General features: G+C 71.9%; 14 protein-coding genes. 9 read left to right on the top strand and 5 right to left on the bottom strand.

The window, feature by feature from the left end; translation table 11 throughout:
• Positions 1-79: 79 nt before the first annotated feature.
• The 6 genes from PV343_RS06005 to PV343_RS05980 all read left to right on the top strand — a co-directional run bounded on the left by PV343_RS06005 (position 80) and on the right by PV343_RS05980 (position 7023).
• Complete coding sequence (locus PV343_RS06005; RefSeq protein WP_319145716.1) at positions 80-2203, top strand: DNA gyrase/topoisomerase IV subunit B; 2124 nt, start codon at positions 80-82, stop codon at positions 2201-2203.
• Positions 2204-2452: 249 nt separating this feature from the next.
• Complete coding sequence (locus PV343_RS06000) at positions 2453-2986, top strand: DUF1453 domain-containing protein (protein WP_319145715.1); 534 nt, start codon at positions 2453-2455, stop codon at positions 2984-2986.
• Positions 2983-4134: a sensor histidine kinase gene (locus PV343_RS05995; protein ID WP_319145714.1), complete on the top strand. Its 1152-nt coding sequence runs from the start codon at positions 2983-2985 to the stop codon at positions 4132-4134. Before PV343_RS06000 ends, PV343_RS05995 begins: the two co-directional genes overlap by 4 nt.
• On the top strand, positions 4131-4820 hold the full coding sequence (locus PV343_RS05990) for a response regulator transcription factor (RefSeq protein ID WP_319145713.1): 690 nt from the start codon (positions 4131-4133) through the stop codon (positions 4818-4820). The genes PV343_RS05995 and PV343_RS05990 overlap by 4 nt, the downstream gene beginning before the upstream one ends.
• Positions 4821-4888: 68 nt before the next feature.
• Positions 4889-5440, top strand: coding sequence for a DUF485 domain-containing protein (locus PV343_RS05985; RefSeq protein ID WP_319145712.1), 552 nt, complete (start codon positions 4889-4891; stop codon positions 5438-5440).
• The gene (locus PV343_RS05980) at positions 5437-7023 is read left to right on the top strand and encodes a cation acetate symporter (RefSeq protein WP_319145711.1); all 1587 of its coding nucleotides are present in this window, start codon (positions 5437-5439) and stop codon (positions 7021-7023) included. The genes PV343_RS05985 and PV343_RS05980 overlap by 4 nt, the downstream gene beginning before the upstream one ends.
• A gap of 146 nt (positions 7024-7169) precedes the next feature.
• Here the strand turns inward: PV343_RS05980 and PV343_RS05975 are convergent, their stop codons facing one another.
• Positions 7170-7862 carry a response regulator gene (locus tag PV343_RS05975; RefSeq protein WP_319145710.1) on the bottom strand — a complete coding sequence of 231 codons (693 nt, stop codon included), beginning with the start codon at positions 7860-7862 and terminating at the stop codon, positions 7170-7172.
• Positions 7863-8021: 159 nt separating this feature from the next.
• Between PV343_RS05975 and PV343_RS05970 the strand changes: the two genes are divergently transcribed.
• The 3 genes from PV343_RS05970 (at position 8022) to PV343_RS05960 (ending at position 10906) form a co-directional block, all read left to right on the top strand.
• Positions 8022-8837 (top strand): ABC transporter ATP-binding protein, encoded by an 816-nt coding sequence (locus PV343_RS05970; protein ID WP_319145709.1) that lies wholly within the window; start codon positions 8022-8024, stop codon positions 8835-8837.
• A complete protein-coding gene (locus PV343_RS05965; protein WP_319145708.1) occupies positions 8827-9690 on the top strand; it encodes an ABC transporter permease in 864 nt (287 codons plus the stop codon). The genes PV343_RS05970 and PV343_RS05965 overlap by 11 nt, the downstream gene beginning before the upstream one ends.
• Before the next feature lie 157 nt (positions 9691-9847).
• The gene (locus tag PV343_RS05960) at positions 9848-10906 is read left to right on the top strand and encodes an ABC transporter substrate-binding protein (protein WP_319145707.1); all 1059 of its coding nucleotides are present in this window, start codon (positions 9848-9850) and stop codon (positions 10904-10906) included.
• A 51-nt stretch (positions 10907-10957) separates the two neighbouring features.
• On the opposite strand, the gene PV343_RS05955 is transcribed toward PV343_RS05960, so the two are convergent.
• The 4 genes from PV343_RS05955 to PV343_RS05940 form a co-directional block, all read right to left on the bottom strand.
• On the bottom strand, positions 10958-11638 hold the full coding sequence (locus tag PV343_RS05955) for a response regulator (protein ID WP_319145706.1): 681 nt from the start codon (positions 11636-11638) through the stop codon (positions 10958-10960).
• Positions 11635-13308 carry a sensor histidine kinase gene (locus tag PV343_RS05950; RefSeq protein WP_319145705.1) on the bottom strand — a complete coding sequence of 558 codons (1674 nt, stop codon included), beginning with the start codon at positions 13306-13308 and terminating at the stop codon, positions 11635-11637. Before PV343_RS05950 ends, PV343_RS05955 begins: the two co-directional genes overlap by 4 nt.
• Before the next feature lie 156 nt (positions 13309-13464).
• Positions 13465-14406 carry a sucrase ferredoxin gene (locus PV343_RS05945; protein ID WP_319145704.1) on the bottom strand — a complete coding sequence of 314 codons (942 nt, stop codon included), beginning with the start codon at positions 14404-14406 and terminating at the stop codon, positions 13465-13467.
• Between the two features lie 54 nt (positions 14407-14460).
• Positions 14461-15717 (bottom strand): citrate synthase, encoded by a 1257-nt coding sequence (locus PV343_RS05940; RefSeq protein WP_319145703.1) that lies wholly within the window; start codon positions 15715-15717, stop codon positions 14461-14463.
• Positions 15718-15826 lie beyond the last annotated feature (109 nt).

The following is a 15826-nucleotide window of genomic DNA, read 5'->3' as shown; positions in this document are numbered from 1 at the left end:
CGGTACCCTCTGTGCGGCGACCGAAGCCGCCCCCTTACCCAAAAGGGGGTCACCTGAAATTCAGCGAGGAGCGAACCGCGTGACCGCCGATACGTCCGTGCCGTCCACAGCGCTGCTGGCAGGAGCAGACCGCGACGGTTCCAACTACACCGCGCGGCACCTGCTCGTCCTCGAGGGCCTGGAGGCCGTGCGCAAACGCCCTGGCATGTACATCGGCTCGACCGACAGCCGCGGCCTGATGCACTGTCTGTGGGAGATCATCGACAACTCCGTGGACGAGGCCCTCGGCGGCTACTGCGACCACATCGACGTGATCCTCCACGACGACGGTTCCGTGGAGGTGCGGGACAACGGCCGCGGCATCCCCGTGGACGTGGAACCCAAGACCGGCCTGTCCGGTGTCGAGGTCGTCATGACCAAGCTGCACGCCGGCGGCAAGTTCGGCGGCGGCTCCTACGCCGCCTCGGGCGGACTGCACGGCGTCGGCGCCTCCGTGGTCAACGCGCTCTCGGCCCGACTCGACGTCGAGGTGGACCGCAGCGGCCACACCCACGCCATCAGCTTCCGGCGCGGTGTGCCGGGCGCCTTCCGCGGCGTGGGCGCGGAAGCGAAGTTCGAGGCCGGGAGCGGCCTGGCCAAGACGAAGAAGATCCCCAAGACGCGTACCGGCACCCGTGTGAGGTACTGGGCCGACCGGCAGATCTTCCTCAAGGACGCCAAGCTCTCCCTGGAGACGCTGCACCAGCGCGCCCGGCAGACCGCCTTCCTGGTGCCGGGCCTGACGATCGTCGTCCGTGACGAGTTCGGTCTCGGTGAGGGCGGCAGCAAGGGCGAGGAGTCCTTCCGCTTCGACGGCGGCATCAGCGAGTTCTGCGAGTACCTGGCGACCGACAAGCCGGTGTGCGACGTCCTCCGCTTCTCCGGGCAGGGCAGCTTCAAGGAGACCGTCCCGGTCCTGGACGAGCACGGCCAGATGACCCCCACCGAGGTCACCCGTGAACTGGGCGTGGACGTGGCGCTGCGCTGGGGCACCGGCTACGACACCACCCTGCGCTCGTTCGTCAACATCATCGCCACCCCCAAGGGCGGCACCCACGTGGCCGGCTTCGAGCAGGCCGTCACCAAGACGATGAACGAGATGCTGCGCGCCAAGAAGCTGCTGCGCGTGGCCGAGGACGACGTCGTCAAGGACGACGCCCTCGAGGGCCTGACCGCGGTCGTCACGGTGCGGCTCGCCGAGCCGCAGTTCGAGGGGCAGACCAAGGAGGTGCTCGGCACCTCGGCGGCCCGCCGCATCGTCTTCAACGTGATCTCCAAGGAACTCAAGGCGTTCCTGACCAGCACCAAGCGTGACGCGGCCGCCCAGGCCCGGGTCGTCATGGAGAAGGTGGTCGCCGCCGCCCGCACCCGGGTCGCGGCCCGCCAGCACAAGGACGCCCAGCGCCGCAAGACCGCTCTGGAGTCCTCGTCCCTGCCGGCCAAGCTCGCCGACTGCCGCAGCGACGACGTCGACCGCAGCGAGCTGTTCATCGTCGAGGGCGACTCCGCGCTCGGCACGGCGAAGCTGGCCCGGAACTCCGAGTTCCAGGCCCTGCTGCCGATCCGGGGCAAGATCCTCAACGTGCAGCGCTCGTCGGTCACCGACATGCTCAAGAACGCCGAGTGCGGCGCGATCATCCAGGTCATAGGAGCGGGCTCGGGCCGTACCTTCGACATCGACGCGGCCCGCTACGGCAAGATCATCATGATGACCGACGCCGATGTGGACGGCTCCCACATCCGCTGCCTGCTGCTCACGCTGTTCCAGCGCTACATGCGGCCCATGGTCGAGGCGGGGCGGGTCTTCGCCGCGGTGCCGCCGCTGCACCGCATCGAGCTCGTCCAGCCGAAGAAGGGCCAGGACAAGTACGTCTACACGTACTCCGACCGCGACCTGCGCGACAAGCTCATGGAGTTCCAGAGCAAGGGCATCCGGTACAAGGACTCCATCCAGCGCTACAAGGGTCTGGGCGAGATGGACGCCGACCAGCTGGCCGAGACCACCATGGACCCGCGCCACCGCACCCTGCGCCGGATCAACCTGTCCGACCTGGAGGCCGCCGAACAGGTCTTCGACCTGCTCATGGGCAACGACGTGGCGCCTCGCAAGGAGTTCATCTCCAGCTCGGCGGCGACCCTGGACCGGTCGCGCATCGACGCCTAGTCGTCGCCCGGTTCCCCGTACGGCCGTCCGGCCGGTCCGCTCGTCACGAGCGGACCGGCCGGACGACGCCGTTCCGGACCCTTCCCGGGTCCCGCTCCGGTGCCTCCACCCGTGGGTGGAGAAGGCCGGCGCGCGGGTTCCACCCGTGATCCACCCTCGCTCCGATCCCGCGACCTGCGGGTTTCCGTACCTTCGAAGGCGTCGGCAGTATTCGCTCCCGGCACCACCTTCTCGCTCACGGAGGCAGCGATGTCCGGGCTCGTCAACGCGTTGGTGATCGTGGCGGTCGCGGCCGTGGTCATCGTCCACCAGTTCCGCGCCCGCGCCCTCGACACCGACCGGCGTTGGTGGGTGCTCCCCGTGATCCTCGCCGTGGTGGCCCTGCGCGAGCCCGGCGTACTCGACGCCCACCACCACGCCGGATCCGCCGCGCTGCTCGCCGCTGAGGTGCTCATCGGCCTCGCCACGGGTGCCGGCTGGGCCTGGACCACCCGGCTCTGGACCGCACCGGACGGCGTCGTGTGGACGAAGAGCACCAGGGCCAGCATCGGCGTGTGGCTCCTCGGGATAGGCATGCGGGCCGGCCTCTTCGCCCTGGGCGCCGCCGCCGGCGTGCGCCAGCACAGCTCGGCACTGATGCTCAGCCTCGCCGGCACCCTGCTGGTCCGCGCCGGGATCCTGACCTGGCGGGCCCGGTCCTTCGCCACCGCGAGCGCTTCCGCGGGCCGCCCGGCCCCGGCGTACGGTGACGACATGCGGGCGGCGTGGAAGGAGGGCGTGTGACCGAGAACGCGTGGACACGCTGGCCGTCGCGGGAAGCGCTCGGCCGCGCCGGGACCCCGCGGCCACGGCGTCTGCTCGCCTGGGCCATCAGACTCGTGGTGCTCGCCCTGCTCCTGTGGGCCGCGTTCACCCACAAGCACGTCGGCGTCTGGGGCGCGCTGGCCGCCGCGGCGGCGGTCGTGCTGGCCGCCCTGGTCTCCTGGGCCTTCTTCCGCACCACCTACGCACACCGGCTGGTGTCATCGCTGGCGCTCATGGCCGTCCTGCTGGGCATCGCGGTGGCCGCTCAGGCCACCGGGTTCGAGGGGCCGGCCCTGGTGATCTGGTGCGGCTGCGGGATCTCCGCCCTGGAACGGCTGCCGCTCGGCGCCGCGCTGCCCGTGACGTCGGTGGCACTGGCCTCGTACTCCGCGTTCAACAACGACGTCTGGCTGACCACGGCCGCCACGGTGGCGGGCATGGCTCTCGCCGGGTACGTGCTGCGGCTGGACGCCGAGGCCCGGGGCAGCGCCCAGCGGCTGCTCGCCCAGGAGCGGGCCGCGAGAGCCGCCGAGGCGGAGTCCGCGGCGCTGGCCGAGCGGACCAGGATCGCCCGGGAGATCCACGACGTGCTGGCGCACAGCCTCTCGGCACAGCTGGTGCACCTCGAGGCGGCCCGGCTGCTGATCGAGCGCGGCGCCGACCGGGAACAGATCCTGGAACGCGTCGTCGCCGCCCGGGGCATGGCCCGTGACGGCCTGGCCGAGACCCGGCAGGCCCTGTCCGCGCTGCGGGGCGACCTCACTCCGCTGGAGGACTTCCTGGGTGAGCTCGTCAGCGCCGCGGACGGCGCCGACGTCACCGTCACGGGTGAGCGCAAGCCCCTGTCGGCCGAGGCGTCCCAGGCCGTGCGCCGCGTGGCGCAGGAGGCGCTGACGAACGTCCGCAAGCACGCCGACGGCGCCCGGGTGCACCTGCGGCTCGACTACGGCGAGCACCAAGTGACGCTGGACGTGCGGGACTCGGGCGGCCGGCCGGGCGACCTCACCGCGGCCGGCGGCGGGTACGGTCTGCTCGGGATGCGGGAGCGTGCCGAACTGTTGGGCGGCTCCCTGGACGCCGGGCCGTACGAGGAGGGGTTCGTGGTGACGCTGAAGGTGCCCGTATGACCCGGACGGAGGAGGAGAAGAAGCCCGCACGGGTCGTGGTCGCCGACGACCAGACCGTGGTCAGGGAGGGCATCGTGATGCTGCTCGGGCTGCTGCCCGGGGTCGAGGTCGTGGGCGCCGCCGACGACGGCGAGGAGGCCGTACGGCTGGTCGGGGAACTCGCCCCGGACGTGGTCCTGATGGACCTGCGGATGCCCCGCTGCGACGGTGTGGAGGCCACACGGCGGATCCGGTCGCAGTACCCCGGCACCCAGGTGGTGGTGCTGACCACCTTCGCGGACGACGAGTCGCTGTTCCCCGCGCTGCGCGCGGGAGCCCGGGGGTATCTCACCAAGGACGCCGGCGGGGACGAGATCGTGCGGGCCGTGGAGAGCGTCCTGTCGGGCGACGCGGGACTGTCCCCGAGCGTGCAACGCCGGTTGCTGGAACGGCTGTCGCAGCCCGAACACGAGCCCGTGCCGGCCACGGCGGAGTCCCCCGACGGCCTGACCGCCCGCGAGACCGAGGTCCTGGTGCTGATCGCCGAGGGGCTGAGCAACCAGGAGATCGCCCGCAAGCTGCACGTCTCCACCGCCACGGTGAAGACGCACATCAACAACCTCTTCGCCAAGACGGGCCTCAAGGACCGGGCGCAGGCGGTGCGTTACGCCTATGCGAAGGGACTGGCGTGGCCACCCGGGAAATGAGTCACCTTTTGGGGTGAAGAGTCGGAGAAGAAGAGTCACGGATGTTCCCGGTCTGTCCATCCTTGGGCATGCAGTCAAGCAATGGTCGTGCCCATGGAGCCGGTGACGGTTCCGGGAGTCCGGCCGAGCGTCAGGAAGAGCTCGGCGAGGCTTCCCGCGACGTGAGGTACGAGGACCCCTGGTACGACGCGCTGGCCTCCGGCTGGGGCGAATCGGACGGCGCCGGCACGCCCGCGCGGGCGGCCGTACCGGCCGCGCGCACGGAGGCGGACGGGGCGGGCGACCGCGCCCGCGACGTCTACGTCGAGGTGCAGCGCAGCGAGGCATTCCAGGAAGTGCGCGGCAGGTACCGGCGGTTCGTCGTCCCCGGCGTCACCGCCTTCCTCCTCTGGTACTTCGGGTACGTGGTCACCGCGACGACCGCGCCCGGCTTCATGGCCCGCCCCGTGGCCGGCGCGGTCAACGTGGCGATGGTGGCGGGGCTCGGGCAGTTCCTCACCACGTTCCTGCTCACCTGGGCCTACGCACGGCACGCGCGGCTACGCCGGGACCGGGCCGCGCTGGAGCTGCGCTGGGACACGCAGGAACTGACGCGCGGAGCGCGGGGAGGCGCCTCGTGACCGGCACGCATCAGACCCTCGCGCTGCTGCTGTTCAGCCTGTTCGTGGCCGTCACGCTGGGGATCACGACCTGGGTGAGCCGCAGGCGGCACGGCTCGGCCGAGGAGTTCTACGCGGGGGGCCGGCTCTTCTCCCCGATGGAAAATGGTTTTGCCATCGCGGGCGACTACATGTCCGCCGCCTCCTTCCTCGGGGTCACCGGGCTCATCGCGCTGTACGGCTACGACGGGATGCTCTACGTGGTGGGCTTCCTCGTGGCCTGGCTGGTCGTGCTGTTCCTGGTGGCGGAACTGGTCCGCAACTGCGGGCGGTTCACCCTGGCCGACGTGATCGCCGCGCGGATGAGCGAGCGGCCGGTGCGGATCGCGGCGGGAACTTCCTCCGTCACCGTGTCCGTTCTGTACCTGGTGGCGCAAATGGTGGGCGCGGGCAGCCTGGTGGCGCTGCTGCTGGGGCGGACCAGCGGCGCGGCGCAGGCGTGGGCCGTCATCGGGGTGGGCGCCCTGATGGTGATCTACGTGTCGCTCGGGGGCATGCGGGCCACCACCTGGATCCAGATCGTGAAGGCGGTGCTGCTGCTGAGCGGGACGGTGGCGCTGACCGTGCTGGTGCTGGTGCGCTTCCACGGCGACTTCGACCGGCTCCTGCTCACGGCCGCGGAACGCAGCGGCCACGGGAACGCGTTCCTGGCGCCGGGGCTGAAGTACGGCGGGAACTGGACCGCGCGCCTCGACTTCATCAGCCTGGGGCTCGCGCTGGTGCTGGGCACGGCGGGGCTGCCGCACATCCTGTCCCGCTTCTACACCGTGCCGACCGCGCGGGCGGCACGCCGTTCGACGGTGTGGTCCATCGGGCTCATCGGCGGCTTCTACCTGATGACGATCGTCCTCGGCTTCGGGGCCGCGGCCGTCGTCGGACCGGATGCGCTGATCCCGTCGAACGGGAACACGGCGATGCCCCTCCTCGCCCTCGACCTGGGCGGCGGTGCCGGTTCCACCGGGGGGACGGTGCTGTTCGCGGTCGTCGCCGCCGTCGCGTTCGCCACGATCCTCGCGGTCGTCGCCGGGATCACCCTCGCCTCCTCGGCCTCGGTGGCGCACGACCTCTACGCTTCGCTGCGCCGGTCGGGCGGCAAGGCGCGCAGCGAGGTGACCGTGGCGCGCTTCGCGGCCGTCGGTATCGGTGTCGTGGCGATCGCGCTCGGTCTGCTGGCTCGCGATCTCAACGTCGCCTTCCTGGTGGGCCTCGCCTTCGCCGTGGCCGCGTCGGCGAACCTGCCGGTGCTGCTGTACTCGTTGTTCTGGCGCTCCTTCACGACGCGCGGCGCGGTGTGGGCCGTGTACGGGGGACTGGTCCCGGCGCTCGTTCTCGTGCTGCTGTCCCCGGTGGTCTCGGGCAGCCCGGGCTCGCTCTTCCCCGGGGTCGACTTCCAGTACTTCCCGCTGCAGAACCCGGGCATCGTCTCCATCCCGCTCGGCTTCGTCGCGGGCTGGCTGGGCACGGTCACCTCGGACGAGGTCGGGGACGAGGCCAAGTACGCCGAGACCGAGGTGCGGTCGCTGACAGGCGCGGGAGCCGTCTGAGCCGTCGGCCGCCCCGTGAGCCGTCCGGCCGTCCGGCCGTCCGGCCGTCCTCCGAGCCTTCCGGCCGCCCTCGCGGACCGCAGGCCGCGGACGCGCGGACCGAGGGACGGCCGGCTCCCACGGCCTCGTGGGGCGCTGCGGCCGCGTTACGGCGCCACCCACGCGTAGCGGTGCTCAGGGCGGCCGGTGTCGCCGTACTTCAGGGAGAGGCGGAGGCGGCCCGCCTGCTCCAGGTGCCGGAGGTAGCGCTGGGCGGTGGAGCGGCTGAGGCCGGTCCTGGTGGCCACCTCATGGGCCGACAGCGGGTGTTCCGCATGGTGGAGCACCCCGCAGATGAGGTCCGAGGTGGGCTCCGTGTGGCCACTGGGCAGACCCGGCGCCGACGGCGCGGGGGAGGTGCGCAGGGCACCGAAGATCCGGTCGACCTGCTCCTGCCCGGTCAGACCCCGGCCGCCCACCCGGTCCACGGTGCGGCGCAGCGCCGCGTAGGAGTCCAGGCGAGTGCGCAGGGCGGCGAAGGTGAAGGGTTTGACCAGGTAGTGCAGGGCGCCCAGGCGCATCGCCCGCTGCACGGTCGTCACGTCGCTGGCCGCGGTGATCATGATGACGTCGGTGCCGTGGCCCTGTTCGCGCATGCGGTGGACGAGTTCCAGGCCGGTCTCGTCCGGCAGGTAGTGGTCGAGCAGAACGAGGTCGACGGCGCCGCGTTCGACGGTGGCCAGCGCCTGGGCGGCGCTGTGCGCGCGGGCGGTCACCCGGAAGCCGGGAACCTTGCCCACATATTTTGCGTTTATCTCTGCGACGCGGAAGTCGTCGTCCACGACCAGGACGTCAATCATCAGGCCTCTCCTTCAAGGCCGGCGAGCGTTAAGCCCGTGTTACGTGCTCCGCAGTTGTAGCGCGAGCAAAATGAGCACAACAGGTGGTTGCGAGCAAAAGAACGGCTTGTGCTCACAAGACTGCTGCTGTGGCCGGGGCCACACCTACCGTCCCGGGCCATGAGCGCAGACACCAGCCCCGCCATCGAGCTACGGGGCGCGAGCAAGACCTTCAGGACCCCGTCGGGGGGTCTGCACACGGCTGTCCGGAATCTCGACCTCACCGTGCGGCGTGGTGAGTTCGTGGCCGTCGTCGGACCGACCGGATGTGGAAAGTCCACCACGCTGACCCTGGTCAGCGGCCTGGAGGAGCCCACCGAGGGCGAGGTGCTGGTGGCCGGCGAGCCGGTCGACGGCGTCGGCGGCAAGGTCGGGTTCGTCTTCCAGCAGGACGCCACCTTCCCCTGGCGGACGGTCCTGTCCAACGTGATGGCCGGTCCGCGTTTCCGGGGCGTGCCCAAGGCAGAGGCCAAGGAGAAGGCCCGCGAGTGGCTGGCCCGGGTCGGCCTCGCGGCGTTCGAGGACCGCTACCCGCACCAGCTCTCCGGTGGTCAGCGCAAGCGCGTCGCCCTCGCCGCCACTTTCGTCAACGATCCCGAGATCCTGCTGATGGACGAGCCGTTCTCGGCGCTCGACGTGCAGACCCGGGCGCTGATGTCGGACGAGCTGCTGGAGCTGTGGGAGGGCACCGGCGCCTCCGTCGTCTTCGTCACCCACGACCTGGAGGAGTCCATCGCGCTGGCCGACAAGGTCGTCGTGATGACCGCAGGCCCCGCGACGGTCAAGCAGGTCTTCGACATCGACCTGCCCCGGCCGCGCAAGGTCGAGGCGGTACGCCTGGAACCGCGGTTCATCGAGATCTACCGCGAGATCTGGGAGTCCCTGGGCGAAGAGGTCCGCATCACCCGTGAGAGGGGCGCCGCCAATGTCGCCTGAGGTCATCAGCACGCCGGTCGTCGACACGGTGAAGGCTCCGGACCGCGCGCAGTCGCGAGCCCAGGCCGCCCGCAGGCGCAAGGTGGTGGTCAACGCCGCGCGCGTGGTGCTCCTGGTGGCCGTTCTCGGCCTGTGGGAGGCGCTGTCGCGAGCGGAGATCATCGATCCGTTCAACTTCTCGATGCCCTCGAAGATCTGGGACCAGATCAGCACCTGGGTGATGCACGGGACGGCGCAGGGCTCGCTGGGCGAGCAGATCTGGGCCACGCTGCAGGAGGCCCTGCTCGGCTGGGGCTTCGGTGTCGTAGCGGGTGTGATCTGCGGTATCGCGCTGGGCCGGATCGCCTTCCTCGCCGACGTCCTCGGTCCCTACATCAAGGTGCTCAACTCCATCCCCCGGATCGTCCTGGCCCCGATCTTCGTGATCTGGTTCGGGCTCGGCCCCGCCTCCAAGATCGCGTCGGCCGTGGTGCTGGTGTTCTTCCCGGTGTTCTTCAACGCCTTCCAGGGCGCCCGTGAAGTCGACCGCAACTTGGTCTCCAACGCCCGGATCCTCGGTGCGAGCGATCGCCGTGTGACCCTTCAGGTGGTCATCCCGTCGGCGACCTCCTGGATCTTCACCAGCCTCCACGTCAGCTTCGGCTTCGCCCTCATCGGCGCCATCGTCGGCGAGTACATCGGCGCCACCAAGGGCATCGGCCTGCTCGTCGCCCAGTCCCAGGGCACCTTCAACGCCGCCGGCGTCTACGCCGCGATGGTCATCCTCGCGGCCGTCGCCCTGGTCGCCGAGGGCCTGCTGACCTTCGCCGAGCACCGCATCTTCCGCTGGAAGCCGGCCAACTCCGGCAACTGAGCCCGGCCGACTCCGGCAGTTGAGCCCGGCCCGCCCGGCCTGCCCGGCCCGCCCGGAAGCCGGGCGCCGCCCGGAAGCCGGGCGCTGCCCGCCGTCCCGTCACCCGCATCACCCCCGCCCCCACCCGCACCGCCATCTCACAAGGACGTGAACCGTCATGCGCAAGACCGCCAGATACGCCTCGCTCGCCGTCTCCGGCCTGCTCGCCCTCACCTCGCTCACCGCCTGCGCCAACGACGCGTCGAGCAGCACCGCCGCCGGCTCCGGCAGCAGGGGCGGCGGCAAGGGGACGAAGGTCAAGATCATGGTCGGTGGCCTGGACAAGGTCATCTACATGCCGGCGATGCTGACCCAGCGGCTCGGGTTCTTCGACGCCGAGGGCCTCGACGTGGAACTCCTCAGCGAGCCCGCCGGTGTCCAGGCCGAGACCGCGCTCGTCTCCGGCCAGGTCCAGGGCGCCGTCGGCTTCTACGACCACACCCTCGACCTGCAGACGAAGGGCAAGTCGGTCGAGTCCGTCGTGCAGTTCTCGCACGCCCCCGGCGAGGTGGAGGTCGTCTCCACCAAGAAGGCGGGCGACATCGGCTCGCCGAAGGACTTCAAGGGCAAGAAGCTCGGCATCACCGGCCTCGGCTCCTCGACCGACTTCCTCACCAAGTACCTCGCCGTCAAGAACGGCGTGCAGGTCAGCGAGTTCAGCCCGGTCGCCGTCGGCGCGGGGCCGACGTTCATCTCGGCGCTGCAGCAGGGCTCGATCGACGCCGGTATGACGACCGACCCGACCGTCGCGACCATCCTGGACAAGAAGGCCGGCAAGATCCTCCTCGACATGCGCACCCCCGAGGGTTCGCAGGAGGCGCTGGGCGGCCCGTACCCGTCGTCGAGCCTGTACATGCAGACGGACTGGGTCAACGGGCACAAGGACACCGTCCAGAAGCTGACCAACGCGTTCGTCAAGACGCTCAAGTGGATGTCCACCCACAGCGCCGACGAGATCGCGGCCAAGATGCCCGCCGACTACTCCCAGGGCAACAAGAAGCTCTACGCCGAGGCGATCAAGGCCACGCTGCCGATGTTCACCAAGGACGGCGTGATGCCCGCGAACGGTCCCGAGACCGTCGAGAAGGTCCTCAAGGCGTTCAACCCGAACATCAAGAACGCCAAGGTGGACCTGAGCAAGACCTACACGACGGAGTTCGTCGACGCCGCCAAGTAGGTCGGGCGAGGAGGGCCGGACGCGGGTCCGGCAGGCGGCACACGGTGCCGCTCAGACGCGGGTCGCCCACACGTAACGGTGTTCCGGGCGGCCCGCGTCGCCGTACCTGAGGCTCAGCCGGGCCCGTCCGGTGCGCTCCAGGAGCTTCAGGTAACGCTGGGCCGTCTGCCGGCTCAACCCGGTCCGCTCGGCGATCTCCTGGGCGGACAGCGGCCCCTCCGCGCCCGTCAGGGACCGGCGCACCAGTTCGGCGGTGGTGGGGGAGTGCCCCTTGGGCAGGCCCGGTGCCGACGGCGCGGACAGCGCGCCGAAGATGCGGTCCACCTCCGCCTGTTCGGCCTCACCGCCGCCGTCCAGGGTGCGGCGCAGCTCGGCGTACGCCTCCAGCTTGCCCCGCAGCCCGCCGAAGGCGAACGGCTTGACCAGGTACTGCAGGGCGCCGTGCCGCATGGCCGCCTGGACGGTCGACACGTCCCGGGCGGCCGTCACCATGATCACGTCGGTCTGGTGGCCGCGCCGGCGCATCTCCCGCACGACGCCGATCCCGGTGTCGTCGGGCAGGTAGTGGTCCAGAAGGACCAGGTCGAGCCGCGGCAGCGTCTCCAGCAGGCACAGCGCCTCGGCCGCGGTGTGCGCCTGGCCGGCCACCCGGAAGCCGGGGACCTTCTCGACGTAGGCGGCGTTGACCCGGGCCACCCGCACGTCGTCGTCCACGACCAGGACCTCGATCATCGTGCCTCCTCCTCGGCGGCGGGGACGTCCCCGGGAGCCTCGTCCACCGCCCCGTCCACCGGCTGGGTCAGCGCCTCCGGCAGGACGACGGTGAACTCCGCGCCCCCGCCGGCCGCGGCGCCCACCGTGGCGCCGCCGCCCTGCCGTTCGGCGAGCCGGCGCACCAGGGAGAGTCCCAGGCCGCGCTTGCCGTGCGCGGGCGGCTTCTTGGTCGACCACCCCTCCGTGAAAACGAGTTCCCGCTGGTCCTCGGGTATCCCGGGCCCGGTGTCGCGCACGCGCAGGACGACCGTACGGCCCTCGGTGCGCAACTCGACCTCCACGCGCGCGTGGAGGGTGCCCGCGACCGCGTCGAGCGCGTTGTCCACAAGGTTGCCGACGACCGTGACCAGCCCCCGGGGGTCGATCAGCCGGTCCGGGAGCCAGGTGTCCTCCGACACCCACAGGGCGACCGCGCGTTCGGCCGCGACCGTCGCCTTGCCGACCAACAGGGCGGCGAGCAGCGGGTCCTGGATCTTCTCGGTGACCTGTTCGGCGGTGGCACGGTGGTCCCCGACGACCTCGCCGACGAACTCCACGGCGTCGTCGTACATCTCCAACTCCAGCAGGCCGAGCAGGGTGTGCATGCGGTTGGCGTGCTCGTGGTCCTGCGCCCGCAGGGCGTCGATCAGGCCCCGCGTGGAGTCGAGTTCGCGGCCCAGCCGCTCCAGCTCGGTGCGGTCGCGCAGGGTGGCCACGGCACCGCCGTCGTCCGTGGGCATGCGGTTGGCGACCAGGACGCGCTGGCCGCGCACGGTCAGCAGGTCGGTACCGGTCACCCGGCCGGCCAGGACGTCCGTCGTACGGCCCGCGCCCAGGGCCTCGTCGGGGGACTTGCCGATGGCCTCGTCGCCGATCCCCAGCAGCCGCCGCGCCTCGTCGTTGAGCAGACGGACACGGCCGCCCCGGTCGAGCGCGACCACGCCCTCCCGGATGCCGTGCAGCATCGCCTCGCGCTCCGAGAGCAACGCCGAGATGTCGGAGAAGGCCAGGTCCCGGGTCTGCCGCTGCACCCGGCGGGAGATCAGCCAGGCGGCCAGCGCACCCACCGCGAGGGCGCCGCCGGCGTAGGCGAACAGTCCCGGGATCGCGTGCAGCAGCCGGGCCCGGACGCTGTCGTAGGCGATGCCGACCGAGACCGCGCCGACGATCCGGTGGTGGGAGTCGTACAGGGGCACCTTGCCGCGCGCCGAGCGGCCCAGGGTGCCCTTGTCGATCTCCATGACCTCCTTGCCGGCCAGCGCCTCGCGGGGGCTGGTGGAGACGGGGTGGCCGATCTGGCTCGGGGTGGGGTGCGACCAGCGGATCTTCCGCCGGTCGAGGATCACGATGTACTCGGCGTCCGTGGCGTGCCGGATCCGCTCCGCCTCCCGCTGCACGGGGCCGTCGCGCGTCGGCGGGGTGGTCAGGACGCCCTCGGCGATCTGCGGGTCCTGCGCGGTGGTCCGGGCGATGGCCAGGGCCCGGCGCATCGCCTCCTGGTCGAGCTGTTTGCTCAGCGGGGCGAGGAAGAGCCCGGTCGCGAGCACCGCGACGCCCGCGGCGATCACCACCTGCATCAGCAGCACCTGCGAGAACACCCGCCGGGGCAGCCCCAGGCGCAGGCGGCGGGCGGGGGGCGTGGGGCGCATGCCCCCGACGTTACGCGGGCGGACGGCGGCCACCGTAGGGGGTGTGGCACGGATCTCCCGAACTCGGACGGGCCCGATGGAAACGGGTGGGCCGGCGCGAGGAACCGCGTCGGCTCGCCATCGGCGAACCGTGTCGGCTTGCCATCGGGGGCCGCGTCAGCTCGCCATCGCCGTCGTGCGCAGCTCGCGCACCGCGACCACGTCCATCCGGGCCGGCGTCCCGAGCACCGCCGCTCCGCAGCTCTCCTGCCGCGGCGGCAGGGACGCCCCCTGCGCCACGGTCACGCGCCAGCGGCGGCCGTCGGTGTGCGCGACGGTGACCTCCCAGCGGTGCGCCCTGTCCTCGGTCCGTACGACGCGCAGCGCGCCCGCCCGGTCCTCGGCCGCCACCGAGCGCACGGCCAGCTCGGCCGCCTGGCCGGGGCGGCCCCAGGCGGAGCAGCCGCGGCACGCCTCCGTCACCACCCGGCCCTCCCGGACGCCGCGCAGGGCCTCCCGCACGGTGTCCGCCTCGACGCGGCCGTACGCGTAGCCGTACGGCAGGACGAGCACGGTGGGCGAGAAGCGGTGACCACCCAGATGGGTGACTTCCCAGACGCCCGGCTCGCCGGCCGCGCTCAGCTCGGTGGCCAGGGGGCGGCCCAGCAGGGCGCAGCAGCGGTCCCGCTTGCCGTTGGTGCACACGAGTGCGAGCGGGTCGCCCGTGTGCGGCCGGCCGCCGAGGGCCGCGCCGAAGGAACGGTGGTCACCGGCGCCGAGCGCCGCGAGGTCCAGGTCCAGCAGCCGGTGCGGGTCGTGCACGGTGGCGCTGTGCAGCCACACGTTTCCGGGAACGGTGTGGGCCGCGTACACCTGCCGGGGCCCGGGGGTGCCGGGGTCCGCGTGCCGGCCGGGGCGCCGGACGAGCGCGACCCGGACGCCGGTTCCCTCGGCGGCCGCCTCCAGGGCGCGGCCCAGCACGGGGTCGAGGTGGCTCGCAGTGAGCGCCTTGGCACCCCACGGGCCCGGCTGTTCCAGCAGCAGCCACGTCGTCGCCGTGACCGCCGTGCCGGAAACGGGCTCGTCGAGGCTCCGGGAGACGGTCGCACACCTACTCACAGAGGTGAGCCTAACCTGACTCCGCGCAGGGTGACTTCCGGCGGCCCCCGTGTCCTAGCCCGGGAGGGGCTGAGGCGGCCGCGGGCCGACGTAGTGGCCGCGCGGGCGCATGCGCAGCGGGCGCTCGCCGTACTCCTCCAGGGCGTGGGCGATCCAGCCCGCGGTCCGGGCGACGGCGAAGATGGTCTCGCCGGCCGTGGCGGGCATGCCGCTGGAGGCGGTGAACACGGCAAGGGCCAGGTCCACGTTGGCGTGCAGCGGGGCGTGCCGCGCGGTCGTGGCCACGACGTCGCGGGCCGCGAGCAGCGCGGGCTCCGCGCGCGGGACCTGCTCCAGGAGGGCGAACAGCACCCGCGCGCGCGGGTCTTCGCCGGTGTAGAGCCGGTGGCCGAGCCCGGGGACGCGGCGTCCCGCGCGCAGTTCGTCCGCGATCACCGGGACGGCGGTGCCCTGGTCGAGCACGTCCAGCAGCATCCGGTGGGCCAGTCCGCTGGCGGCACCGTGCAGTGGGCCCTCCAGCACCCCGAGCCCGGCCGAGACGGCCGCGTAGGCGTGGGCGCGCGCCGACGCGGCGACCCGGACGGCGAGCGTGGAGGCGGCGAGGTCGTGGTCGATGAGCAGCGCCAGGGCGGTGTCCAGGACGCGCAGCGACTCCTCGTCGGCGGGGCGGCCGGTCAGCCGGGTCCACAGGCGGTGGGCCAGCGGGCCGTCGTCCTGGGGGGCGTACTGCACCGGCGGCAGTGCGGCGACCAGTGTCGGGATGAGGACGCGCGCCGTGCCGAGCACGGCCTTCTCGGAGAGGTCGAAGCGCAGCGGGTCCTGGGCGGCCGCCGCGATGGCGGCCACGCGCAGCCGGTCGGTGGGTGAGGTGTGCTCGGGCAGCGCGTTCACGGCGTGGCGGGCGACCGCGACGGTGTCCTCGGGCGCGGTGAACGTGAGGCCGGGAGTGAGCCGGTCCGTCCACAGCCACTCCGCGACCTCCTCGTAGGAGTGGCGGGTGGCCAGCTCCGTGGCGTCCACCCCGCGGAAGTAGTACCGGTCGTCGTCGATCAGGGTGATGCGGGTGCGCACCGACAGGTCGGCGCCGGCGCCCGGACTCGCCGCGGCCTCCCGCCGGTTGCGCCGGGCAAGGGCCTCGACCTCCGTGGCGTCGAAGGTGCTGGCGCGGCTGCCGGGTTCACGCCGGCTGCCGAGCAGGCCGCGGCTCACGTAGGCGTACACCGTCTCCGGCTTCACGCCGAGCGCCTCGGCGGTCTCCTTGGTGGTCAGCCGTCGTCCGGGGCGCCCGGCGGCGGGTTCGTGATCGCGCATGGGGGTCACCGTAGCGGCCTCCGAACATGTTGATGGGCATGAGTTGATTCAATCAATATTGACAGCAATATCATCAAGCATGGACAGTCAAATCAAGTCCAAGGAGGAG

Source organism: Streptomyces sp. WI03-4A (genome assembly GCF_033792105.1).
Classification (GTDB): Bacteria; Actinomycetota; Actinomycetes; order Streptomycetales; family Streptomycetaceae; genus Streptomyces; species Streptomyces collinus_A.
The sequence above is the reverse complement of the archived record's forward strand: the minus strand, read 5'-3'. Positions and strand labels throughout refer to the sequence as shown.